This is a genomic window from Mesorhizobium sp. M1066, from assembly GCF_040318635.1.
Taxonomy (GTDB): Bacteria; Pseudomonadota; Alphaproteobacteria; order Rhizobiales; family Rhizobiaceae; genus Mesorhizobium.
Window position 1 is genome coordinate 15,262 of record NZ_JAMYMR010000046.1, and the last position, 24,591, is coordinate 39,852.

Genomic DNA, 24,591 nt, shown 5'->3' on the forward strand with positions numbered 1-24,591 from the left:
GCTCATGACCGATACTTCCCACCCGAATGCTCCGCCGAAGCTCAATCCCGAACAGCTGCAGCTGCGAGCCTCACCCCGCCGAGCGGTGCGGTTCAGGCGCGGCATAATTGTCGCCATCGCTGCTGTTGGTTCCGGCGCTGTTTTTGGCGTCACGATGATGGCGCTGCAGGGGCCCGCATTGCGCCTGAAGCAGCAGGCCGAAGAGCTTTACAGCACCGACCGCAAGCCGACCGCCGAGGGACTCGAAGCGCTGCCCAAGGACTATTCCGGGATTAAGCCAAAGGCTCCGGTGCTTGGACCGCCGCTGCCCGGAGATCTCGGCCGTCCTATTCTCGAGCACCAGCGCCAGCTTGGCATCGCGCCCGGGCAAGACGTTTCCGCCGAGGCGCAGCGGCTTGCACAGCAAGCGATTGAAGCGCGCGAGTCGCAAGTCCTGTTCCGCATCGAAACCCGACTCCAGCAAACGGAAGCTTTTAGCAATGGGCAGGGCGGACGTTCACCTTTCGAGACGGCGCCTCCGCAGCCAGATACCGAAGGCGCGCGAGCTTCCGTCGCCCCGGCCGAGGGCGACCAGAACAACCAACAGCGCAAGCTCGATTTTATCGATCAACGGAACACCAGCGGGATCTACAATCCGCATGCGCGGCAGACGCCGGCCTCGCCGTATCAGATCATGGCCGGCAGCGTGATTGCGGCAAGCCTGATCACCGGCATCAATTCCGACTTGCCCGGCCTCGTTGTCGCGCAGGTTACCGAGAATGTGCGCGACAGCGTCACCGGCAGCACCCTGCTCATCCCGCAGGGCTCACGGCTGATCGGCACCTACGATAGTGTTGTAGCCTTTGGCCAAAGGCGCGCTCTGTTGGTGTGGCAACGCATTGTGATGCCGGACGGCTCATCGATCGAAATCGACAATCTGCCCGTGACCGACGCGGCCGGCTATGCCGGGCTCGAGGACAAGGTGGATTTCCATACTTGGCAGCTGATCAAGAGCGTCGCGGTGGCCACATTGCTGGGGGTTGGTACCGAGTTGAGCTTTGGGGAAAATGAAAGCGACTTGGTGAAGGCAATTCGTGAATCCACCCAGCAGAACGTCAGTCAAGCCGGCCAACGGATCACTGAAAAGAACCTGAACATCCAACCCACGATCACCGTCCGCCCTGGTTGGCCGTTGCGCGTCATCGTGCACAAGGACCTCGTGTTGCGGCCATACACGGGGTGAACAGGAGGACTTTCATGGCTAACCTGAAACTCGGAAAACTTCCGGACCGGACGCCTTCGAAGATCACCATCACTGTTGGCGCCGACTTGAGCCAAGCACTCAACGACTATGCCGCACTTTACCGTCAGACCTATGGCGAGTCCGAAACCGTGGCTGAGCTGATTCCCTTTATGCTGGTCGGGTTCCTGGAAGGCGACCGGGTGTTTGCCAAGGCCAGAAAGGAAGGTCTGCCGGGCGCCGGCGCGTCGGAGAAACCACGAAGGCAATCATCTTCAACATTAGACAACACTTAGCGTGGGCGGTTCGGCTTGTCCGAGTAGAGATACAGCTGATGAATTGCAGCACCAGGAAGTTTCCTGAGCGCAAAAGCTGCTGTCTTTGACGCAGACCCTGATACTGATCCGCTCTAATGGCCTCGCCGGAGGTGACTCGCCAGAGACGCGTGTTTGAGCTGCGAGAAAACCGCGACCCAAAAGCGATAGTCGCGCTCGCGCCCATCAAAACGCGCCGTCAATGCGCAATGGGCCGCGGCGGTCACCGCGTCCGGCCCATAGATATCGAGAGCGGTTTTGGCCGCCTCATCCGGGTCTGCAAAATCCCAAAGCGTTAGGCTGCCACGTTCCAGTGCATCGGTGCCGATATGATCACGGTAATTCCCTGGCACGCCAAAGATCTCTACTGCTCTCAGGCTTTCGCCTTGCGTTTCGCGGTAGCTTTCTTGGCCGGAGCAGCCTTCCTTCCCAATCCTAACGATTTTGCCAGCGCCGATCGGGTAGCCGAATAGTTTGGAGCGACCATGGGATAGTCCTTCGCCAGTCCCCACTTCGCCCGGTATTCATCGGGCGTCATCCCATGTCGAGTTGCCAAATGGCGTTTTAGCGACTTGTATTTCTGACCGTCTTCAAGGCTGATGATGTAGTCTGGGAACACGGACCTCTTGGGATTCACTGCGCGAGTGCTAAAGTCGCCCATGCGCGCCATCCATTTTGCCTTCTTACGGTGGACGAGGATGCCGAGCTGGAGAAAAGCTGGACCGCGTTTCGCGTCCGGGCATGAAAATACGCGTCTTCAGCGGGTCAATGGAAGCGCGCCAGACCGATTACGTGGCCATGCGTCAGTGTGTTAGGCTTGCGGCCACACGTTGGCGCCTCTACCCGCGGTCGGCTCAGCGCTTGAATGCCACTGGCGTCGATGCCATCTTATGGCTAAATGGATTCTGATAAATAAGGACACCGAAATGGCCGACATCAAGAAGCGCTACGCGGCCGTTACAAAGCAGGCTCAGCGAAAGGTCGCAGCAGCCGAAAAATCGTCATCGCCTCATCCTGAGGAGGATCGCATCTATGCGACCTTTAAGAAGCGCGCACGGGAGGACTATCGTACGATGGGATCGTCAAAGTCCGTGCCATTGGCAAAATCTGCTGCGAAAGCGTACTAGCGTCCAATACCCGTCCTAACCCAATCCGGCCGCGCTGCGGGTTCGAGAGTAACGCCGGTATGGGATTCATATTCCCAACGATGCGATGAACCGCCGTCCGACCGGCCGTCTAGCGTGTTTTCGGATTTAGCAACCGATCTAATTTGCAGAGAAATCGCATCCGCCTCGCGCGGAAGTTCGAGAACCTTGATGCCGGCTGCCTCGTCTTTCCACAATCCGATCGCGCAGGACTGCGGCCATTGGCCGAGATCATTCTGGCGGGCCATCAATCCGAACGAAGTTAGGCTGAGCACTGATGTGCCCGGGTCGTCGGCCAGTACGGTAGCATATCGGGCTGGCCAACGGCTGCCGATTTGCGGTCCATCCATCAAAAGAGCGATCAGCAGGTTCGGCCCGATGGCCCGAACAACCGCTTGGCAAGGATCAACCCTCGCCAAATCTTCACATATCAGGGTCGTGAGAGTTGAAGAGCCCCGATACACCAAAACATCAAGACTGCGGCTAAGAATGTTCAGGTCTTCCCACCAACTCCTGGCGGGGTCCAACCCAAGGCTATACGTCTCGATCTGAGATCTGTTGAGTTTCCAGCGATGATGTTTCTCTCGCACGAGCACGGTCTGTTCCCAGCCGCTAATCGTGCCGGTGCGTTCACGTCCTAGCAGGAAGAACGGCGCGATGGCGACAAAGTTGCCGTGACGATGGTCCTGGTCGTGTGTCACTCCGGCGATCAGAAAATCGATGCCATTGTCGCGTGCGAGGGCGCGAGCCAAGCCTAGAAATTGAGTATAGTTTAGCGACAGTTCCGGAAATACAACCCCATTAACGCGCTGCCCTTTCTCGCGCGCTCGATCAACCAAATCTTGGACAAATGTCACAAAGCTGGAGCGCTTTTGCCGATCGGTGTTTAGAGGCAGCCAGGTCGGCCGGGCGGTGAACCATCCCCAACCACCCCCGGGATGTTCACCGACCGACACGAAAGCGTTTTCGTCCACGCGGTAAGGGAATGGAATCAAAAGAAGACCCAGTTTGTCATCATCCAAAGCAGGCGTTCGTGTAAATGGCGGATGGACCCATCGCGCCCGCACTTGGCCGCGGGGCGGCAGTAGAGCCAGATTGTGAGTTAAGGACCGCAACGTACAGCCGACTGACGGAGTGCGTGATTTTGCTTGCACGCACACCAAGTCCTCGGCTGCAGTGGACAGCGAGAAAGGCGCACGTTGAATGCGCCGAAACTCCTTACCGGATCCCAGATCGGCTGCGACATAAGCTGACCGGATAGGGCGGGCGAATTTGTTTCCAGGATCAAAACCGATGTCTTGGCAGGCCTCGTCTGCAATCATGACGAGTTCGAGACAGATCATCCACCATTCCGGAGCGTCAGCGGTTTCCACAAGCGGCTCGAATACGTGTTCGTCCCGAAATTGCTCAAGTTCTTCCCAAAGTACCTCGACGCGCGACGGCGGGGGCGGCAGGCGTCTGCCCGCGCGCGGTTTGGATGCCCTCCATATTCGACCCGTTCGCACCGCACGGGCCCGCAGTTCATCGTCGACGAGGAGCTCGCGAAAACCGCTAGACCGAGCCCGGTTCACATCCGGTGCTACATGATGATAGGCGCCGGAGCGCTCAAGGAGGTGAGCTCCGAACGCGAAAAGGTCCGTCGGCAGAAGAGGTGCGCTTGCAAATATATCGGACCCGGATCTTGGTGAAAATAAGGCGGTATAGACCTCTTCCAGTGTGGCCATCAGACACTTCCATGATTTAGTCTGTCGCGCGACAGAAGAACGGTCTGCAGCCGGCGTCTTCCTGTTGTGGCAAATCAATGTCACACTTGCGCTCATGGTGCAAGACTGCTGTCGGAACGTCATTCATTAGGTTGGAGCGCAAGTCTATAGGTTTCGGACTCTTCTCAGTCGGCTGATACGCAACAGTGCCCGGTGGGAGATAGCGATTCCGAGACTGGACCTTGCACAATCGCGGCTTGGTGTCGAGTGATGACAGACGCTACGCCCATCCGATAGTTGGAATGACTTTTTGGTCGCGGATGAAATACCTCGTACTGAGAAGACCCGAATCGGTAGGCCGCAGCGATCTGACGATTATAGGATCATTCCTGGCGTCGGACCTCAGGTTCGCCAGACCATTCGGAGAATATGGGCTGGGCAACCATCAGCTAAACAATCGATTTTCCTTAGAGGCATCACACCCTCCGGGCTCACTATTTAGTTATCCGTCCTTTTTCAAACTCAGTATGATCTTCGAAGGTTGGAGGCTCGTCTTGGCGTTTGGTGAACCGTCGCTGTTGGGGTTAAAGTGGACGCTCGCGATGGGACAGCAGGCTTGCCGCGTTCCCCGATTGAGATCACCCGCGCGTTTTTGCTCCCCAGTTCATCCAGATAATCGGCCCACCATTGCATCATGTTAACGCGCTCTTCCCAGTGCTCTGCCCGGGCGTAGGCGCGACGCACGTCGTTGTTCTCGATGTGGGCCAGCTGCCGCTCTATGGCGTCCGGGTGCCACTTTCCGCATTCGTTTAGCAGCGTTGATGCCGTTGCCCGAAAACCATGCGCGGTAGCTTCTTCCTTGCTATAACCCATACGACGCAGTGCGGCGTTAAGCGTATTGTCGGAAATCGGACGCGAAGCCGATCGAACACTAGGAAACAGCAGCGATCCACCACCAGAGACTTCTCTCAGTGAAGTCAGGACGCTGATCGCCTGTTTTGATAGGGGTATGCGGTGCGGCCGTCGCATTTTCATGCGTGCTTCAGGAATGGTCCACAACGAGCTGTCAAGATCGAACTCTTCCCATTCAGCGGCGCGAAGCTCGCCGGGGCGGGGAAACAGCAGCGCCATCAGCCTCAGACCGGCTCGGGTTGTCGGCTGTCCGTCAAATGCATCGATCGCCCTCAGCAGACCGCCCAAGGCCTTCGGGTCGGTAATCGCGGCGCGAGACGTTATCGTGGGACTGATGAGTGCGCCTCTGAGGGCGAAGGTCGGATCTGTCTCGGCGCGTGCGGTCGCGATTGCGTATCGAAACACGCTGCCGATGGTGGAGCGCAGTCGCCTGGCCGACTCGTATCGACCGCGAACCTCCACGCGACGGAGGGCGGCAAGGATGGTGGCCGGATCGATCTCCCGAATGCACTTGTCGCCGATTATCGGATAGGCAAAGCCGAGCAGCCATTTGACCTTGTTGATGGTCCGGTCGGCACGTCCCTCCTTCTTCAGCTTGTCAACATATTCGTCCGCGATTGAGCGAAAGGAGTCCTTTGCCGAATCGGCCTTCCGCAAGCTGCGTTCCTTTCCAGGGTCGACGCCAGCTAGCAGGAGCCTTTTAGCATCATCGCGCGCCTCCCGTGCCTCGGCGAGAGAGAGAAGGGGATAGCTGCCCAGCGCGAGCAGTTTCTGCTTGCCGTCAAAGCGGTAGGCGAGCCGCCAAAGGCGAGAGCCCGTGGGCTGTACCCATAGCTGCAGCCCGCCCCCGTCAGATAATTTCACGAGTTTGGAAGCAGGGCGGGCGTTTCGACATTTCACGTCGGATAGGGCCATTCGTCAGGTCTCCCTTGGCTGTTTCGATACCATCAGGATGTCGAATACCAACGGAAATACCATCCCCCCGCCTCGTTGGATCAAATGCGCCCGAAGCGCTCTCTGTCCCGCCTAATTGCGCAATGCGACAGCAAAAGATCAATAATTCCAGTCGCTTGCAGAAGCTGCAGCGTAGACGGTTCGGCTAAACGGAGTGTCGGGAGAAGAGGGGATGGTGCCCAGAGGCGGATTCGAACCACCGACACGCGGATTTTCAGTCCGCTGCTCTACCAACTGAGCTATCTGGGCCTGTTCCGGCAAACGAAAACGCGTTGACCGAAATTCATCGAGGCGCCGTGGGCGCCCCTTGAAAGCGCGTGGGTTATAGCACGGGAATTCGGCCTGTCCAGCGCCTAGTGGGCGATTTCGGGCAGGAAAAGCGATGCCGTGCGGTGCCCCGGTTTTCCATGCCGCTTGCAGGCCGGAATCGGGCACGGCATGGCACGATGCGGCCTTCGCCATCCCTGTCCGTGCCGCTATTGCCGGCTGACATGCCGTGGCACTGCCTTTAGCAGGCGATCGAGGCGCACCAATGCATTTGCGGCTCAGACGCGCTACTGGTCGCCGCCGCCTATCTGACGCCGGTCACGCCGCGGCGAAAATCGGAGGGCGACATGCCGGCGAGCTTGCGGAACGACTTGTTGAAGGCGCTGAGCGAGCCGAAGCCTGAATCCATGGCGACGCGCAGCACATTGGCGTCCTGATGCATCAAAAGCGCCTGCGCATAGCTCAGCCGCAACAGGTTCACATACTCGTTGAGCGTCATGCCGGTGGATTTCTTGAACAGGCTCATGGCATATTTGGGATGGATGTCGGCGGCCGCCGCGATGTTCACGCAATCGATGTCGTAGAGGAAGTTTTCGGCGATGAAATCGCACATGCGTCCGACATTGCGCGACGATTGCTGGTCGAAGGGGCTGCCTGTTTCCTGGTCGGTCGGAGCTGCGGATACGAGTTGGTAAGGCTCGAACCGCACCCGCTCCAGCCGCAGCAGCAATTCGTTGACGGCATGTTCGGCCTTGGCCTGGTCGCCGGACCGGGCGTAGCGGTTCCAGCGCTCGAAATTATGGTTGTCGGACTGGTCGGTGGCTGATGTCACCAGTGTCGCGCCCGTCATCAGCCGGTGCCTTATGTCAGTGGGCAGGTGCAGCCGGAAGAAATGCACCAGCGGCAGATGCGCCCCGGCATAGATGGCGTCGTCGGACAAATCGTCCATCTGGTGCGGCAGGCCACCCCAGAACAGGCACATCTCGCCGGCCGAAAGCGAAATCTCGTGGTCGTTCATCCGGTAATGCACGCTGCCGCGCACGATGAAATTAACCTCGACCTGGGCGTGCCAGTGCGGCTTGAGCATCACCAACGGATTGGTGTGAAACATCTGCAGGAGCAGCGGCAGGCCTTCCACACTGCTGGCCCCAGGCTGGTAGAACGGCCGTTCAGGCATCTTACTTTCCGCCAATTTCATATTCCTTTTGACGGCGACAGGCCTTGCCCACTGCATAGTCTAGCCACGCTCACAGTGAGAGAGCAAATGAAATGGGAGGATTTCAATGCGCATCACAATGACCTGCGCCGCGCTCGCGCTTGCCCTGGGCTCAGCCCCGGCCTTCGCGCAATCCGGCGAAATCACCATCTGGAGCTGGAATGTCGCGGCTTCATCGCTGAAGGCGACCATTGCCGGTTTCAACAAGCAATTTCCCGACGTCAAGGTCACGGTCCAGGATCTCGGCAACCAGCCAACCTACGACAAGTCGATCGCCGGCTGCGCCGCCGGCGGCGTAGGCCTGCCCGACATCGTCACCGTCGAGAACGGTGAGGCCGAGAATTACTGGAGCCAGTTCCCCGACTGCTTCGTCGACTTGCATACGCTGGGCTACACAGCCGACGACCAGAAAAAGTTCCCCGATTTCAAGCGCACCGAGCTGGAAGTGGGCGACAAGGCCTACGCAATGCCGTGGGATTCCGGCCCGGTTGCCGCGTTCTATCGCCGCGATTTCTACGAAAAGGCCGGCGTCGATCCGGCTTCGATCAAGACCTGGGATGATTTCATCGCCGCCGGCAAGAAAATCCAGGCCGCCAACCCAGGCGTCTCGATGACCAATGCCGATTTCAACGGTGACTCGGAATTCTTCCGCATGATCTCCAACGAACAGGGCTGCGCCTACTTCTCCGAGGACGGACAATCGATCACGGTCAGCCAGCCCAAATGCGTCGATGCCATGACCAAGGTCAAGGAGATGAAGGACGCCGGCATCATCTCGTCGGCCGACTGGGGCACCAAGATCACCAACAACACCGCCGGCACCGTCGCCACCCAGATCTATGGCGGCTGGTATGAGGGCACCATTCGCACCGAATCTGCCGGTGAAAACGGCAAATGGGGCGTCTATCTGATGCCGAGCCTCACCGCCGACGGGCCGCGCGCCGCCAATCTCGGCGGTTCCTCGCTGGCTATCACCTCGGCGTCGAAGAACAAGGAGGCCGCCTACGCCTATCTGAAATACACGCTCGGAACCAATGAAGGCCAGATCACGATGCTGAAGGAGTTCGGCCTGGTGCCGTCCCTGATCTCGGCGCTCGACGATCCCTATGTCTCGCAAGGCCTGCCTTACTGGGGCGGCCAGGCGGTGTGGAAGGACATTCTCGGCACCTTGCCGAAGGTTGTTCCGAGCCGCGGCACGCAGTTCCAGAGCGACGCCGAAATCATCGTCCGCGCCGTGCAGACCAAGTATCTGGCCGGCGGCTACCCCGACGCCAAGACGGCACTCGACGATGCCGCAAGCCAGATCGCGGCGGCAACCGGACTGCCCGTCAAGTCATAACCACCGGCGGGCTACGTGATGCGTCCTGCGGGAACGTTGGCGCTGCCCTCATCCCCCTGCCGGGACCTTCTCCCCGTATAGTGACGGGGAGAAGGGTGATTGCCGCAGCGCCGGTGCCCTTTCCTGCAACGCCGGTGATTGACGAAACCATTGATGACAGCGCCCCTCTCCCCGTCACTATACGGGGAGAGGATGCCGGCAGGCAGGTGAGGGGCGGCGCAGACCTCGAAGATTGAATACCAACACGCCACCCGAACGGGCGGAAAGCAAAAGGGAAGGAGGCAAAAAAATGCGCAACCGTAACGTGACAGCGTATCGCTTCCTCACGCCCTATCTGCTGATCTTCGCGATCTTCTGGGTATGGCCGATCATCAGCTCCTTCATGATTTCCTTCCAGGCGACGCGTACCGTGCCGTGGCGGTTCGCGCCCGGCTTCAACTGGGGCCGGTTGATCGGCGATCCGGCCTTCTTCAACGCCCTGAAGAACACGCTGCTCATCCTTGTCATCCAGGTGCCGGTGATGATCTCGCTGGCGCTGGTCATGGCGGTGCTTTTGAACTCGCCGCTCTTGAAGGCGCGCGGCCTCTACCGCTTTGCCTTCTTCGCCCCGGTGGTGGTCGGCGAGGTTGCCTATTCGGCGGTGTTCCGGCTGATGTTCAACCTCGATTTCGGCATCATCAACAAGCTCCTGAACAGCATCGGCCTGCCCAAGATCGACTGGTTTTCCAACGTCACGCCGGCGATGGCGCTGATCATGACCGCGGTGACCTGGCGCTGGGCCGGCTACAACGCCATCATCCTGCTCGCCGGCATGCAGTCCATTCCCGAGGATGTCTACGAGGCGGCGACGCTCGACCGCGTCAGCAAGCTCAAGCAGTTCTTCTACATCACCCTGCCGTTGCTCAAGCCGGTCATCGTGTTTTGCCTCGTGCTGTCGATCATCGGCACCATGCAGCTGTTCACCGAGCCGTTCCTGATCACCGAGCGCGGCGGACCGGGCGGCGGCACTGAGACGCTTGGCCTGCTGCTTTACCGCCAGGGTTTTCGGTCGCTCAATTTCGGCTACGCGTCGGCCGTTGCCTACACCATGGCCGGCCTGGCGATCACCATCACGCTGGCGCAGCTGTGGCTGACGAGGGAACCGAAATGAGTTCGCGCTCCGCAGCCAGACTGGGACGCAGCATCGCGCTGCATTTGTTCCTGACGCCGCTGGCGCTGATCTGGCTGTTTCCGTTGTGGATGATGGTCGTGTTCTCGACCATGCCGGATAACGGCATCTTCAGCCCCGGCATCGAGCTTTTGCCGCACGGCAATTTCATCGACAATTTCAACAATCTGCAGCGTGACACGAACTTCGTCGGCGCCATAGGCATTTCGGTCTCGGTGGCGGTGACTTACACATTCCTGTCGGTGCTGCTGACGTCGATGGCAGGCTGGGCGCTGGCCCGCTACCAGTTCTTCGGCAAGGGCGTGGTTGTCGCCATCATCCTCGGCACCATAACGCTGCCCTATGCGGTCGTGCTGATCCCGCAATTCATCATGGTGGCGCGCGACTTCAAGCTCGCCAACACCTGGGTGGCGCTGATCGTCCCGCCGCTGTTCAATTCGCTCGGCGTGCTGTTCATGCGGCAGAGTTTTTCGATGATGCCGGACGATCTCTTCGATGCGGCGCGCGTCGAGGGCGTCAAGGAATGGCGCATCTTCCTCTTCGTCGCGCTGCCTTTGGCGCGGCCGATGCTGGCCGCACTCGCCATCATCCTGTTCCTCGCCTCCTGGAACAATTATCTGTGGCCGCTTTTGATCAACAGCCAGCCGGGTTCGATGACAGCACCGGTAGCGCTCGGCACGCTGATCGGCCTCACCAAAGTGTCATGGGGCGGCATCATGGCGGGTGCGGTGATGCTGACGGTGCCGATGCTCGTCGTCTTCGTGCTGCTGCAGCGCCATTTCATCGTCGGCATCGCCGCCGGCGCGGTCAAGTAAGGGGCAGCATGGCAACGGTCACGCTCAACAATGTCGTCAAGCGCTTCGGCGTCTTCGAGGTCGTCCATGGCGCCAGCATCGACATCAAGGACGGCGAGTTCGTCGTCTTCGTCGGCCCCTCCGGCTGCGGAAAATCGACGCTGCTCAGGATGATTGCCGGGCTCGAGGACATCAGCGGCGGCGAGATCGCCATCGGCGGCAAGGTGGTCAACGATGTTGAGCCGGCCGACCGCGGCATCGCCATGGTCTTCCAGTCCTACGCGCTCTATCCGCATATGAGCGTCGAACAGAACCTCTCTTTCGGCTTGCGCATGACCGGCAATCCAAAGGCCGACACCGAACGGCGGGTGAAGCGGGCGGCCGAGATCCTGCGCATCAGCGAATTGATGGACAGGCGCCCGAAAAAACTCTCCGGCGGACAGCGCCAGCGCGTCGCCATCGGCCGCGCCATCGTGCGCGAACCGCAGGTGTTCCTGTTCGACGAGCCGCTCTCCAACCTCGACGCCGAATTGCGCGTCCAGATGCGCGTCGAGATCTCCCGGCTGCACAAGGAACTCGGCACGACAATGATCTATGTCACGCACGACCAGACCGAGGCGATGACGCTCGCCGACAGGATCGTCGTGATGCGCGCCGGCCATATCGAGCAGATCGGCCGGCCGCTCGATCTCTATGACAACCCCGACAATCAGTTCGTTGCGGGCTTTGTCGGGTCGCCGAAGATGAACTTCATCAAGGGCCGGGTTGTCGGGTACGATGCGCGTGGTGTCGTGGTCGATCTGGCGGGTCAGGAGAAGACCCGCATCACGCAACCGCTGACCGGCGCTGCACCCGAAATGGGCAGCCCAAAAATCGGCAGCAAGGTCATTGTCGGCGTGCGGCCCGAACATTTCGGCAATGCCGGAGAGGGCGACGCCGACCTTGTGGTTGCCATCGACGTGGTCGAGCACCTGGGCGGCACAAGTTTCCTCTACGCCAGAACGGCCAATGGTGACGACGTGGTGATCCAGCGCGACGCGACAAAAGTCCCCGACACGTCCGAAATCACCGTTTCCATCCGCAAATCCTACCTGTTCGACGAAAAAGGACTGCGGCTGCGCTGACCGGCCGCCGTTTCCAGCCTTCAAGGAGAATGACAATGACTGCAACCACGCCCATTCGCTGGGGCATCCTCGGACCGGGCAGCATCGCCCAGTCCTTTGCCGGTGGCGTGGCCGATTCGCGCACCGGAAAGCTGGTCGCCATCGGTGCCCGCAATCCCGCCAAGCCTGGCCTCGCCGAGAGTTTCCCCCGCGCCCGCATCCTCGATGGCTACGATGCGCTGCTTGCTGATCCCGAAATCGATGCCGTCTACATTTCGATACCGCATCCCGGCCATGCGCAATGGGCGATCAAGGCGGCCGAGGCCGGAAAGCATGTGCTGTGCGAAAAGCCGCTAGCGCTGACCGCCTTCGAGGCCGACGCCATGATGCATGCCGCGCGCAAGGCCGGCACGTTTCTCGGCGAAGCCTTCATGTACCGGCTGCATCCGCAGACGCTGAAGCTGGTGGAACTGATCAGATCGGGCGTCATCGGCGAGATCAGGATGATCAAGTCGAGCTTTGGCTTCGCCATGCCGCGCTTCATGCCGGAGCACCGGCTCTACGCCAACGATCTTGCCGGCGGCGGCATTCTTGACGTCGGCGGCTATCCCGTCTCGATGGTGCGGTTGATTGCCGGCGCCGCAGCCGGAAAACCCTTCGCTGAGCCTGACAAGGTGGTCGGTACTGCCCATCTTGGCCAGTCCGGCGTCGACGAATGGGCCTCGGCGCTGCTGCAGTTCCCGGGTGGCATTGTCGCCGAAGTCTCCTGCAGCATCTCGCTCAACCAGGACAATGCTCTGCGCATCCTCGGCACCAAAGGCCGCATCGAAGTGCCGGACTTCTGGTTCGCCGGCGGCAACCGCGACGTTGGTCTCGGCCAGATCGACGTCATTGCATCCGATGGCACGCTCGAGACCATCAGCGTCAATGAGAAGCGCCATGTCTATTCCTTCGAGGTCGACGCAGCCGGTGAGGCCATCCGCGCCGGCGGCCAAGAATTCGCCTGGCCCGGCATGGCGTGGGCGGAAAGCCTCGGCACCTTGCGTGTACTGGACAAATGGCGGGCGGCCGCCGGCCTCGAATACGGGATCGAGAAGGCCCAGCAGCGTACCAACACCATCTCCGGCCGGCCTTTGCGATCGGGCGGCACGGCGATCGCCAAGCGCACGATCCCGGGCCTGTCGAAGCCGGCATCGGTGGTGGCGCTCGGTTTCGAGGATTTCCGCACGTTTTCCTCAGGCTCGATCCTGCTTGACGCCTTTTTCGAGGATGGCGGCAATCTCTTCGATACCGGTTACGTCTACGGTGGTGGTTATACCGAGAAGCTGCTTGGCGAATGGTTGAAAAACCGTGGCGTGCGCGCGCAATCGGTGGTCATCGCCAAGGGCGCGCACTCGCCGCTGTGCTATCCCGATGTGATCGGCAAGCAGCTCGACCAGTCGCTCGAACGCCTGCAGACCGACCACGTCGACGTCTACTTCATGCACCGCGACAATCCGGATGTGCCGGTCGGCGAATTCGTCGATGCGATGGATCGTGAGGTCAAGGCCGGCCGCATCCGCGGCCCGTTCGGCGGCTCGAACTGGACGATGGAACGTATGGATGAGGCGATCGCCTATGCCGAACGCACCGGCAGTCAAAAGCCCGGCGCGCTGTCCAACAATTTCTCGCTGGCTGAAATGCTGGAGCCGATCTGGGCAGGCTGCGTCACGTCCTCCACGGATGCATGGAAGGCCTGGCTGACATCCAGGCAGATGCCGAATTTCGCCTGGTCGAGTCAGGGGCGCGGCTTCTTCACCGATCGCGCAGGTCGGGACAAGCAAGACAATGAGGAACTGGTGCGGGTCTGGTACTCCGAGCGGAATTTCGGTCGCCGCGACCGGGCGATCGAACTTGCCGCGAGACTGGGCAAGAGCCCGATCCAAATTGCGCTGGCCTATGTGCTCGCCCAGCCCTTCCCATCCATCCCGCTGATCGGGCCACGCACGCTGGATGAGTTGGACGACAGCCTGCGCGCTCTCGACATCACGCTTTCGCAAGCCGATCTCGAATGGCTGGATGGCGGCAGTCTGCGCGCTGCCTAGCTGGCTGCCGGCTTAACGGTCGCGGCGTCAGGTCTCGTCATCAGGCGCCCTGACGCCACGCCTGGCCGGAGTCCGCAAATTGGCGTACATGCCTGTGGTGCGGAATTGGCTCGGCGTGATGCCGTAGCAGCGGCGGAAGACCTTTGAAAAATAGTTCGCGTCCTCGAAGCCGCACAGGATGGCGACCTCCTTCACCGGCAGAAAATCCGCCTTGGTCAGCAGCTTCGCCGCGCGTTGCAGGCGCTGCTGCAGCACGAACTCGGCAGGCGGCAGGCCTTCGCTCTCGGCGAAACAGCGTGAGAAATGGGCCCGGCTGAGGCCGCTGATCTGGACCAGATCCGCCACCGGCAGCGACTTGTCGAGATTGGCACCGATGTGATCGATGACCGGCTGCATGACACTCTGTTTTTCGGCAAAGGCGTGGGAGCCGAAGACATCGTCATAGAGCGCCATCGCAGCCTCGTAGGCGACCGCCGAAGCAGCACCCGGCGAAGCGGCCCCTTTGATCAGGCGCAGGCTGCAATCGGCAAGATGATCGATTGTCGCCGGCTGCAGCCGAAACACCGGACCCGAGACGCTGAGGATCGACTTGTGAATGCGCAACGCCTCCTCGCCGTTCATCGAAATCCAGAAATACTCCCAGCGCTCGTCCTCAGCCAGCCAGTAGCGGTGGTTGTGCGGCACCAGCACCAGCAATGTGTCGTTCTTCTGCAGGTGGTAGTTGCGGTTCTCGTAGCGCAGCCGGCCGGCTCCGCTGATCGTGTGCTGGAGCACGGTGAACGGTGTCTGGCCGCGCTTGCGGCCGTCCCAATCGTAGGTCTCGTCCTCGCGCACTTCATAGCCCGTGCTCGTCGGCATGGCATGCAGGCGCTGGCGGCCGCGCGGCAGCGAGATCGTGCGCATGGACTGTCCGTTTTCTATCAAATCCTGCAGCACAAAATTACCCCTGAAAGCATAATCCTTCTCTGGTCGTGCTCGCGAATAAGCGCATAATCCCCGTCGAAAAGCGAGAGAGATCCGCAGTCGAGGAGCGGACAGGGAGGTTGACGAGCCGGATTCCGGCCTGTCCTGCATACATGTCGCGGCATGTGGCTACAGCTTCCCATTGTCATTCCTTGCCTGCCATGTGAACGGAATGAGGTGCGGCTGATGAGTTTCAAAATCGCTATCATCGGTGCCGGCAGCGTCGGCTTCACCAAGAAATTATTCACCGACATCCTCTGCGTGCCCGAATTCAAGGATATCGAATTCGCGCTGACCGATGTCAGCGAGCACAACCTTCAGATGATCAAGGCGATCCTCGACAAGATCGTCGAGGCGAACCGATTGCCGACCAGGGTGACGGCGACGACCGACCGCCGCCAAGCTCTCGAAGGCGCTCGCTACGTCATCAGCTGCGTGCGGGTCGGCGGTCTCGAAGCCTATGCCGACGATATCCGCATTCCCCTGAAATATGGCATCGACCAATGCGTCGGCGACACGATCTGTGCCGGCGGCATTCTCTATGGCCAGCGCAACATCCCGGTGATCCTGGATTTCTGCAAGGACATGCGCGAGGTCGCCGAGACGAACGTCAAGTTCCTGAACTACGCCAACCCGATGGCGATGAACACCTGGGCGGCGATCGAATACGGCAAGGTCGACACTGTCGGGCTCTGCCACGGCGTCCAGCACGGCGCCGAACAGATCGCCGAGGTGCTTGGCGCGAAGTCCGTGAAGGAACTCGACTATGTCTGTTCCGGCATCAACCACCAGACCTGGTTCATCGACCTGCGCCTGAACGGCCGCCCCATCGGCAAGGACGAACTGGTGGCCGCCTTCGAGGCGCATCCGGTCTATTCCAGGCAGGAGAAGCTGCGCATCGACGTCCTGAAGCGCTTCGGCGTCTATTCGACCGAGAGCAACGGCCATCTTTCCGAATATCTGCCCTGGTACCGCAAACGTCCCGACGAGATCACGCGCTGGATCGATATGTCCGACTGGATTCACGGCGAGACGGGCGGCTATCTCCGCTATTCCACCGAAACCCGAAACTGGTTCGAGACGGAATATCCGCAGTTCCTCGAAGCGGCGTCAAAGCCGATCGACCGGGAGAAGCGCTCCAACGAGCATGCCAGCCACATATTGGAGGCGCTGGAGACCAACCGCGTCTATCGCGGCCACTTCAACGTCAGAAACAATAGCGTGATCACCAACCTGCCGCAGGATGCCATCATCGAGTCGCCGGGCTTCGTCGACCGTTTTGGCATCAACATGGCCGCCGGCATCACGTTGCCGGAGGCCTGCGCCGCCACCTGCATCGCTTCGATCAACGTCCAGCGCATGTCGGTGCATGCCGCGATATCGGGCGACATCGATCTTCTGAAGCTCGCCGTGCTGCATGACCCGCTGGTCGGCGCGGTTTCGACGCCGGAGGAAGTCTGGCAGATGGTCGACGAAATGGTCGTCGCCCAGGCGGCTTGGCTGCCGCAATATGCCCATGCGGTTCCTGCCGCCAGGGAGCGGCTGTCGACATCTCAGGTGAAGACCCGCGAGTGGGCGGGCGCCGCACGGCGCAGCGTTCGCTCGATCGAGGAATTGCGCGCCGAAAAAGCCGCGCTGAAGCAAGCCGGCTGAGGCGGGCCGGCTGAAAATTCATGCGGTGATGGTGGATCCAGGGGAGGCGGATCCACTGCCACGAAGCCGTTTGAATTCGAGAAGAGGCGGAGCGGGTGCAAACGCTCCGGACAAACAAGAGGGAGAGAGACCGTGAGGAATTTACGCAATATCGGCCTTGCTGCCGGACTGACGCTGAGCGTCTCGGCACTCAGTGCTTACGCTTCCGAGCCGACGGTTCCGCCGGCGCCGACACCGTTTCCCGCCGAAGGCAAGATCAACTATGTCGCGCGAGACTCGATCCTGGAGTTCAAGCCGCTCCCCGAATATCACGAGCCCGACTGGGTCACCGAGAAATACGTCAAGACCGGCAAGCTGCCGCCGGTGAAAGACAGGCTGCCGAAAGATCCGCTGGTCTTCAAGACAGGCAACATGCAGGACGGCATCGGCGTCTATGGCGATACGATGCGTCACGTCATCGGCGGGCGGCCGGAAGGCTGGAACTACGGCGCCGGTCAGACGCAAGGCTGGGGCGGCATCGACATCGGCCTCTCCGAATGCCTGACGCGCACCGCCCCGCTGTTCCAGGTCGAGGCCAAGGACACCGAGCCGCTGCCGAACCTGGCCAGGAGCTGGGATTGGTCGAGCGATGGCCACAAGCTGACCATGCACCTCATCGAAGGAGCGAAGTGGTCGGACGGCGTGCCGTTCAACGCCGACGACGTCATGTTCTACTGGGACGACGAGGTGGTCGATCCCAACGTCTCGCCGCTGAACGGTGCGACGCCGGAAACCTTCGGCGTCGGCACGACGCTGAAGAAGATCGACGACTACACCGTCGAATGGACCTTCAAGGATGCCTTCCCGAAACAGTACCTGTACGCCATGGCCTACGGCACCTTCTGTCCGGGCCCCGCGCACATCCTGAAGCCGCAGCATCCGAAATACTCGAAGAACACCTATGATCAGTTCAAAAATGCCTTCCCGCCGGAATTCATGAACATGCCGGTGATGGGTGGCTGGGTGCCGGTCGAATACCGGCCGGACGACATCATCGTCATGCGCCGCAATCCCTATTACTGGAAGGTCGACGAAAAGGGCAATCAACTGCCCTATCTCAACGAACTGCATTACAAGCTGTCGACCTGGGCCGACCGCGATGTCCAGGCGGTGGCCGGCGCGGCCGATTTTTCCAATTTGGAGCAGCCGGAAAACTTCGTCGCCTCGCTGAAGCGTGCGGCAGAGGCGAACGCGCCGGCCCGTCTTGCTTTCGGCCCGCGGCTCATCGGCTACAATCTGCGCTTTAATTTTTCCGCCAATGGCTGGGGCAATCCGGACGAGCGCGGGCAAGCTGTGCGCGAACTGAACCGCAACGAGGATTTCCGCAAGGCCGTCACCATGGCGCTCGACCGCAAGGCGCTCGGCGACTCGTTGGTCAAGGGGCCGTTCACCGCCATCTATCCCGGCGGCCTGTCGTCAGGAACCAGCTTCTACGACCGCGCTTCGACGGTCTACTACCCGTTCGATCTTGAGGGCGCCAAGGCGGAACTCGCCAAGGCCGGCCTCACGGACACGGACGGCGACGGCTTCGTGAATTTCCCTTCCGGCACCGCCGGCGGCAAGAATGTCGAGATCGTGATGCTGGTCAACAACGACTACACGACCGACAAGAGCCTTGCCGAAGGCGTCGTCGCCCAGATGGAAAAGCTTGGGCTGCGGGTCGTCCTCAACGGGCTCAACGGCACCCAGCGCGACGCTTCGCAATATTCCGGCCGCTTCGATTGGCTGGTCCGGCGCAACGAACAGGAACTGACGTCGGTGGTGCAGAACACCGTGCAGCTTGCCCCGGTCGGTCCGCGCACCAGCTGGGACCATCGTGCGCCGGAGAATGGCGAGGTCGATGTAATGCCGTTCGAAAAGGACCTCGTCGACATCGTCAACAAGTTCGTCTCCACCCAGGACAATGACCAGCGCGCCAGCCTGATGAAACAATTTCAGAAGATCTCGACCGAGCACGTCTACAATGTCGGCCTGACGGAGTATCCCGGCGCGCTGATCGTCAACAAGCGTTTCTCGAACATCCCACAGGGCACGCCGATCTTCATGTTCAACTGGGCCGAGGATTCGATCATCCGCGAACGGGTCTTTGTCGCGGCCGACAAGCAGGCGAAATACGAATTGTTCCCGCAAGAACTGCCCGGCAAACCCGGAGAGAAGGGACCGATGAATTAGGTTTACCTCCCTGACTGAGAGACCTCCGGCCGCGCCGCTGGCGCGGCCGGACAAACCAACCTCCGGACGCAACCAAGGGCGCGATCGGCGAGACGAGGAAACGAACCGTCCATGCTGCGATTCCTGCTCACGCGAATAGCGTCGGCAATCCCGGTCCTCGCCATTTTGAGCCTGGCCACATTTGCCATCATCCAGGCGCCGCCGGGCGATTATGCCGACTACATCCGCTCGCAGGCGATCAACCAGGGTGGAGCCTCCTTCGCCGAGGCCGACGCGCAGGCTCAGGCCTATCGCATCGAGCATGGTCTCGATAAGCCGCTGCCCCTCCAGTATCTCAACTGGATCGGCGGCATCGTCACCCGAGGCGATTTCGGCTACAGCCTCTACTACAACAAACCGGTCGCCGACGTGGTCGGAGAGCGCCTGCCGCGCACGCTCCTGCTGGCGCTGGTCTGCCATCTGCTCGCCTCGGTGCTGGGCATAACATTCGGCATATGGGCGGCGACCCGGCAATACACCTGGATCGACTCGACACTGTCGGCCATCTCCTTCCTCGGCATGACGGTGCCGCGCTTCCTGATGGCGCTGATCATCGTCTATCTCCTGGTCTTCCAATTCAACGTATCGGAGATCGGCTCATTCTTCTCGCCGCAATATGGGGGCGCGCCGTGGTCGTGGGCCAAATTCGTCGATCTGGTCAAGCATGTCTGGCCGGTGGTGGCGATCGCGACTTTCGGCGGGCTCGCCTACAATATGCGCGTCATGCGCGGCAATCTGCTCGATACGCTGAACGCGCAATATGTCGAGACGGCAAGGGCCAAGGGGCTGACCGGCGCCGCCGTCGTCATGCGCCACGCCGTGCCTAACGCACTGCACCCGCTCATCATGTATCAGGGTGTGGTGCTGCCTTACATGTTGACCGGCGAAATCGAGACGGCGATCATCTTCGCGCTGCCGACTGTCGGCCCGGCGATCGTCGGCTCCATGGCTGTCGGCGATGTCTATGTCACCGCCACCTTCATGATGGTGCTGTCGGCGACGCTGATCGTCGGCAACATCATCGCCGACATGCTGCTCGTGCTGCTCGATCCGCGCGTGCGCCAGTTCGGGGAGCGCTGAGATGCTGGCGCGCGATCCATCACCTCCACCGCTGCCGGCCGAAGGGCCGATCGTAGCCAAACCGGCGCGCGGTAACGAAAGCTACATCGCGCTTGTCTGGCGCCGGCTGAAGCGCTCCTGGACCGGCATGGCCGGGCTTTGGCTCGTCGTGCTGCTGCTGGTGATGGCCGTGTTCGCCGAGTTCATCGCGCCAATGGACCCGAAGGTGACGGATGTCGGCTTCGCGCCTCCGCAGGTGCCTGTTTTCCATGACAGAGATGGCGGTTTCACCGCGCGGCCGAGGGTCTATGCGCTGGCCGATTCGGCGGACCTCGATCCGGTCACTTTCCAGCCCGTCGTCGGTCCCGACTACGATCATCCAAGGCTGCTTGGTTTCTTCGTGCATGGCGCGCCTTACAAGCTGTTCGGGCTGTTGCCGGCGGACCGGCATCTGTTCGGCTCGCTGGACGGCCAGCCGGTGCATTTCCTGGGCACCGACAAGTTCGGCCGTGACGTGCTGTCGCGCGCCATCCATGGCTCGCGCGTCTCGCTAATGATCGCGCTGACGGTCGTCTTCATCATCACCGTCATCGGCACCACCGTCGGCATGGTCTCCGGCTATTTTGGCGGCAGGTTCGATGTCTGGATGCAGCGCTTCGTCGAACTGGTGCTCGCCTTCCCGCAGCTGCCGCTCTATTTGGCGCTGACGACGCTGATCCCGGTCACCGCTCCCACCAACGTCTTCCTGGCTTTCGTCATCATCGTCATGTCGGCCTTGGGTTGGGCGCAGATGTCTCGCGAGGTGCGCGGCAAGACTTTGGCGCTGGCGCGGATCGAGTATGTGCGAGCCGCCATGGCGGTCGGCGCCACCGACCGGCGCATCATCATGCAGCACATCTTCCCCAATGTGATGAGCCATGTGATCGTCGCCGTGACGCTGGCGATCCCGACGGTGGTGCTGCTCGAATCCTTCCTCGGTTTCCTCGGCTTCGCCGTCAAGCCGCCGCTGATCTCGTGGGGTCTGATGCTGCAGGACACCGCGACCTATTCCGTCATCGGCACCTATCCCTGGATCCTGTCGCCGGTCGGTTTCGTGCTCGTCACCGTCTTTGCCTTCAACGCGCTGGGCGACGGCCTGCGTGACGCCGTCGACCCTTATTAAGGTGCCTGAGATGTCCGTCGCGCTCGCCGAATCCTTCGCACCCATCGTCCGTCACGACCATGACGGACGCCAGGGCCAACCGATCATCGACGCCCGCAACGTCGCCGTGGCCTTCAAGGTCGAGCATGGCGTCGTCGACGCGGTCAAGGACATCTCGTTTCAGCTCTATCGCGGCGAGACGATCGCCATCGTTGGCGAATCCGGTTCGGGCAAGTCGGTGACGGCGCGCACCGTCATGGGCCTTCTGTCGCGGCGCGCCACGGTGTCGCCCGGGTCGAGCGTCTGTTATGACGGGCAAAACATCCTGAAATTTCCCGAGAGCGCCCGGCGCAAGCTGCGCGGCAACCGCATCTCGATGATCTTCCAGGAGCCGATGAGCTCGCTCAACCCGATCTATACGGTCGGCAGCCAGATCGTCGAGGCGATCCGGGTGCATCGCAAAGTCAGCCGCAAGCAGGCCTGGGCGCGCGCACTGGAACTTCTGCAGCATGTGCAGATTCCCGATCCCGCCGCGCGGCTCAAGCAATACCCGCACCAGCTATCGGGCGGGCAACGTCAGCGGGTGATGATCGCCATGGCGCTGGCCAACAATCCCGATGTGCTGATCGCCGATGAGCCGACCACAGCGCTCGATGTCACCGTCCAGGCGCAGATCCTGAACCTGATCCGCAGCCTGCAGAAAGAGCTGCGCATGGCGGTGATCCTGATCACCCACGACCTGACCGTGGTGCGCCAGTTCTCCGACTACGTTTATGTCATGCAGCATGGCGAAATGTGCGAGCACAACGTCACCGAACGGCTGTTCGCCAACCCACAGCACCCCTATACGAGACGGCTGCTGGCTTCCGAGCCGCATGGGCAGCCGAAGCCGCTGCCGGAGGGCTGCGGCACCATCCTGGAGGCCAGCGGCGTGGGCGTTTCATTCATGCTGCGCCACGGCACCTTCCTGAAACCGGACTGGCGAGAGCTGGTCGCCGTCGACGATCTCGGCCTGAAACTCTGTCGCCATGAGACGCTGGGGCTGGTCGGCGAATCCGGCTCCGGCAAGACCACCTTCGGCCAGGCCTTGCTCCGGTTGATCGACGCCAAGCGCGGCGAGATCCATTTCGACGGCAAGCCGATCCATGGCCTATCGCGTGCCGAGATGCGGCCGCTGCGCTCGCGTATGCAGATCGTCTTCCAGGATCCGTTCTCCTCGCTCAACCCGCGCATGACGATCGGCCAGATCATCGAGGAAGGGCTGATCGTCAATAGTATCGGGGCGACGCGGCGCGAGCGGGTTGAACGGGTGCGCGACGCGCTGGTCAGCGCCGGCATGCCGGGCGATATACTGTCGCGGTTTCCGCACGAATTCTCCGGTGGCCAGCGGCAGCGCATCGCGATCGCCCGCGCCATAGCGCTCGAACCCGAATTCATCCTGCTGGATGAACCGACCTCGGCGCTGGACCTCTCCGTCCAAGCGCAGATCATCGACCTCCTGCGCAAGCTGCAGGACGAGCGCGGCCTCAGCTACCTCTTCATCTCGCACGACCTCAAGGTGGTGCGCGCACTGTGCCACCGCGTCATCGTCATGCAGAACGGCAAGATCGTCGAGCAAGGCCCCGTCGACGACGTCCTGTCCAATCCCAAGACCGCCTACACCGAACGGCTCGTCAGGGCCGCTTTCGACGTGGCCTGAACATATGCCGGAGGTTAGCATGGCTAGAAATCCCAAGATCACGTTCATCGGCGCCGGCTCGACGGTGTTCATGAAGAACATTGTCGGCGACGTGCTGCAGCGCCCGTCGCTTTCGGGCGCGACGATCGCGCTGATGGACATCAATCCGCAACGGCTGGAAGAGAGCGCCATTGTCGTCAACAAGCTGATCGCGACGTTGGGCGTCAAGGCGAAGACCGAGACCCATTCGGACCAGCGCAAGGCGCTGGCCGGTGCCGATTTCGTCGTCGTCGCCTTCCAGATCGGCGGCTATGAGCCCTGCACGGTCACCGACTTCGAGGTGCCGAAGAAATACGGCCTGCGCCAGACGATCGCCGACACGCTGGGCGTCGGCGGCATCATGCGGGGCCTCCGGACCGTGCCGCATCTGTGGAAGGTGTGTGAAGACATGCTCGCCGTCTGCCCGCAGGCGATCATGCTGCAATATGTCAACCCGATGGCGATCAACACCTGGGCGATATCGGAGAAATATCCCGACATCAGGCAGGTCGGCCTCTGCCATTCGGTGCAGGGCACGGCAATGGAGCTGGCGCATGATCTCGACCTTCCCTACGAAGAGATCCGTTATCGCTCGGCCGGCATCAACCACATGGCTTTCTATCTCAGCTTCGAGCATCGCCAGCCGGACGGTTCCTACCGCAATCTCTATCCCGATCTCGTGCGCGCCTATCGCGAAGGCCGCGCGCCCAAGCCCGGCTGGAACCTGCGCTGCCCCAACAAGGTGCGCTACGAGATGCTGACGAGGCTCGGCTATTTCGTCACCGAGAGTTCGGAACATTTTGCCGAATACACGCCCTATTTCATCAAGGACGGCCGCCCCGACCTGATCGAGAAATACGGCATCCCGCTGGATGAGTATCCCAAGCGCTGCATCGAACAGATCGAGCGCTGGAAGGGGCAGGCGGAAGCCTATCGCTCGGCCGACCGCATCGAGGTCGAGCAGTCCCGGGAATATGCCTCCTCGATCATGAATTCTGTCTGGACCGGCGAACCTTCGGTGATCTACGGCAATGTCCGCAACAATGGCTGCATCACCTCGCTGCCCAGGGACTGTGCCGCCGAAGTGCCGTGCCTGGTCGATGCCTCCGGCATTCAGCCGACCTATATCGGCGAGCTGCCGCCGCAGTTGACCGCGCTGATGCGCACCAACATCAACGTGCAGGAACTGACGGTGCGGGCGCTGATGACGGAAAATCGCGAGCACATCTACCACGCGGCGATGATGGACCCGCACACATCAGCCGAACTCGATCTCGACCAGATCTGGTCCCTGGTCGATGATCTCTTGGCGGCTCATGGCGACTGGCTGCCGACCTGGGCGCGCGGGGCGCGCAAGACCGAAGCCGCCTGATCAGTTCCTCGACGTCGAAGTTTTGACGAGTCGATAGCGTTGACGGGCCGCGTGCCTTGGCGTTTGGCGCAAACATCAATCGCTTCGTCATCCACGGGCGGAGCAAGGAGCGAAGCGACGCAGCGCAGACCCTAGGATCCTGTGTGTTGTTCCCATGCTATGTCTGAAGTGGGAAGGAGACCGAGGGGATCCTGGTCGTCCTTTCGAGGACAGGCCGT

At 61.1% G+C, this 24,591-nt stretch carries 19 protein-coding genes, 1 tRNA gene and 1 pseudogene; 14 read left to right on the forward strand and 7 right to left on the reverse strand.

The window, feature by feature from the left end; translation table 11 throughout:
* Window positions 1-4: 4 nt before the first annotated feature.
* Entirely contained in the window at window positions 5-1,222 is a 1,218-nt protein-coding gene (locus NKH52_RS31200) for a TraB/TrbI/VirB10 family type IV secretion system protein (protein WP_352656943.1), read from the forward strand.
* Between the two features lie 14 nt (window positions 1,223-1,236).
* The gene (locus NKH52_RS31205; RefSeq protein ID WP_352656946.1) at window positions 1,237-1,515 is read left to right on the forward strand and encodes a DUF2274 domain-containing protein; all 279 of its coding nucleotides are present in this window, start codon (window positions 1,237-1,239) and stop codon (window positions 1,513-1,515) included.
* Window positions 1,516-1,628: 113 nt separating this feature from the next.
* Here the strand turns inward: NKH52_RS31205 and NKH52_RS31210 are convergent, their stop codons facing one another.
* Window positions 1,629-1,886: a Y4oE-related protein gene (locus tag NKH52_RS31210; RefSeq protein WP_352654472.1), complete on the reverse strand. Its 258-nt coding sequence runs from the start codon at window positions 1,884-1,886 to the stop codon at window positions 1,629-1,631.
* A gap of 20 nt (window positions 1,887-1,906) precedes the next feature.
* A pseudogene (locus NKH52_RS31215) lies at window positions 1,907-2,173 on the reverse strand (Ros/MucR family transcriptional regulator); the annotation flags it as partial.
* Between the two features lie 286 nt (window positions 2,174-2,459).
* Here NKH52_RS31215 and NKH52_RS31220 point away from each other — a divergent pair.
* Complete coding sequence (locus tag NKH52_RS31220; RefSeq protein ID WP_156934446.1) at window positions 2,460-2,660, forward strand: hypothetical protein; 201 nt, start codon at window positions 2,460-2,462, stop codon at window positions 2,658-2,660.
* Here NKH52_RS31220 and NKH52_RS31225 read toward each other — a convergent pair.
* From NKH52_RS31225 to NKH52_RS31240, 4 genes are all read right to left on the reverse strand, one after another.
* Window positions 2,657-4,402, reverse strand: a complete 1,746-nt coding sequence (locus NKH52_RS31225; protein WP_352656950.1) for a hypothetical protein — start codon at window positions 4,400-4,402, stop codon at window positions 2,657-2,659. The two genes, NKH52_RS31220 and NKH52_RS31225, sit on opposite strands and share 4 nt — an antisense overlap.
* 501 nt (window positions 4,403-4,903) lie before the next feature.
* A complete protein-coding gene (locus NKH52_RS31230) occupies window positions 4,904-6,208 on the reverse strand; it encodes a tyrosine-type recombinase/integrase (protein WP_352656953.1) in 1,305 nt (434 codons plus the stop codon).
* A 212-nt stretch (window positions 6,209-6,420) separates the two neighbouring features.
* Window positions 6,421-6,496, reverse strand: a tRNA-Phe gene (locus NKH52_RS31235).
* Window positions 6,497-6,818: 322 nt separating this feature from the next.
* A complete protein-coding gene (locus tag NKH52_RS31240) occupies window positions 6,819-7,712 on the reverse strand; it encodes a helix-turn-helix domain-containing protein (protein ID WP_352736270.1) in 894 nt (297 codons plus the stop codon).
* Between the two features lie 85 nt (window positions 7,713-7,797).
* Here NKH52_RS31240 and NKH52_RS31245 point away from each other — a divergent pair, with 85 nt between their 5' ends.
* The 5 genes from NKH52_RS31245 (at window position 7,798) to NKH52_RS31265 (ending at window position 14,218) form a co-directional block, all read left to right on the forward strand.
* Window positions 7,798-9,069 carry an extracellular solute-binding protein gene (locus NKH52_RS31245; RefSeq protein ID WP_352736269.1) on the forward strand — a complete coding sequence of 424 codons (1,272 nt, stop codon included), beginning with the start codon at window positions 7,798-7,800 and terminating at the stop codon, window positions 9,067-9,069.
* A gap of 289 nt (window positions 9,070-9,358) precedes the next feature.
* Complete coding sequence (locus NKH52_RS31250; protein WP_352736268.1) at window positions 9,359-10,219, forward strand: carbohydrate ABC transporter permease; 861 nt, start codon at window positions 9,359-9,361, stop codon at window positions 10,217-10,219.
* Window positions 10,216-11,052 (forward strand): carbohydrate ABC transporter permease, encoded by an 837-nt coding sequence (locus tag NKH52_RS31255; RefSeq protein WP_352736267.1) that lies wholly within the window; start codon window positions 10,216-10,218, stop codon window positions 11,050-11,052. The genes NKH52_RS31250 and NKH52_RS31255 overlap by 4 nt, the downstream gene beginning before the upstream one ends.
* Before the next feature lie 8 nt (window positions 11,053-11,060).
* Window positions 11,061-12,155, forward strand: coding sequence for an ABC transporter ATP-binding protein (locus tag NKH52_RS31260; RefSeq protein WP_352736266.1), 1,095 nt, complete (start codon window positions 11,061-11,063; stop codon window positions 12,153-12,155).
* Between the two features lie 35 nt (window positions 12,156-12,190).
* The gene (locus NKH52_RS31265) at window positions 12,191-14,218 is read left to right on the forward strand and encodes an aldo/keto reductase (protein WP_352736265.1); all 2,028 of its coding nucleotides are present in this window, start codon (window positions 12,191-12,193) and stop codon (window positions 14,216-14,218) included.
* A 27-nt stretch (window positions 14,219-14,245) separates the two neighbouring features.
* Here NKH52_RS31265 and NKH52_RS31270 read toward each other — a convergent pair whose 3' ends face one another.
* Window positions 14,246-15,154 carry an AraC family transcriptional regulator gene (locus NKH52_RS31270; RefSeq protein ID WP_352736264.1) on the reverse strand — a complete coding sequence of 303 codons (909 nt, stop codon included), beginning with the start codon at window positions 15,152-15,154 and terminating at the stop codon, window positions 14,246-14,248.
* 213 nt (window positions 15,155-15,367) lie between these two features.
* On the opposite strand from NKH52_RS31270, the gene NKH52_RS31275 reads away from it, so the two are divergent.
* From NKH52_RS31275 to NKH52_RS31300, 6 genes are all read left to right on the forward strand, one after another.
* Window positions 15,368-16,834, forward strand: a complete 1,467-nt coding sequence (locus NKH52_RS31275) for an alpha-glucosidase/alpha-galactosidase (RefSeq protein ID WP_352736263.1) — start codon at window positions 15,368-15,370, stop codon at window positions 16,832-16,834.
* A 132-nt stretch (window positions 16,835-16,966) separates the two neighbouring features.
* Entirely contained in the window at window positions 16,967-19,045 is a 2,079-nt protein-coding gene (locus tag NKH52_RS31280; protein ID WP_352736262.1) for an ABC transporter substrate-binding protein, read from the forward strand.
* Window positions 19,046-19,156: 111 nt separating this feature from the next.
* A complete protein-coding gene (locus NKH52_RS31285) occupies window positions 19,157-20,164 on the forward strand; it encodes an ABC transporter permease (RefSeq protein ID WP_352736843.1) in 1,008 nt (335 codons plus the stop codon).
* A gap of 1 nt (window position 20,165) precedes the next feature.
* The gene (locus tag NKH52_RS31290) at window positions 20,166-21,305 is read left to right on the forward strand and encodes an ABC transporter permease (protein ID WP_352736841.1); all 1,140 of its coding nucleotides are present in this window, start codon (window positions 20,166-20,168) and stop codon (window positions 21,303-21,305) included.
* 10 nt (window positions 21,306-21,315) lie between these two features.
* A complete protein-coding gene (locus NKH52_RS31295; protein ID WP_352736839.1) occupies window positions 21,316-22,983 on the forward strand; it encodes an ABC transporter ATP-binding protein in 1,668 nt (555 codons plus the stop codon).
* Window positions 22,984-23,002: 19 nt separating this feature from the next.
* The gene (locus tag NKH52_RS31300; RefSeq protein WP_352736837.1) at window positions 23,003-24,373 is read left to right on the forward strand and encodes an alpha-glucosidase/alpha-galactosidase; all 1,371 of its coding nucleotides are present in this window, start codon (window positions 23,003-23,005) and stop codon (window positions 24,371-24,373) included.
* Window positions 24,374-24,591: the final 218 nt, after the last annotated feature.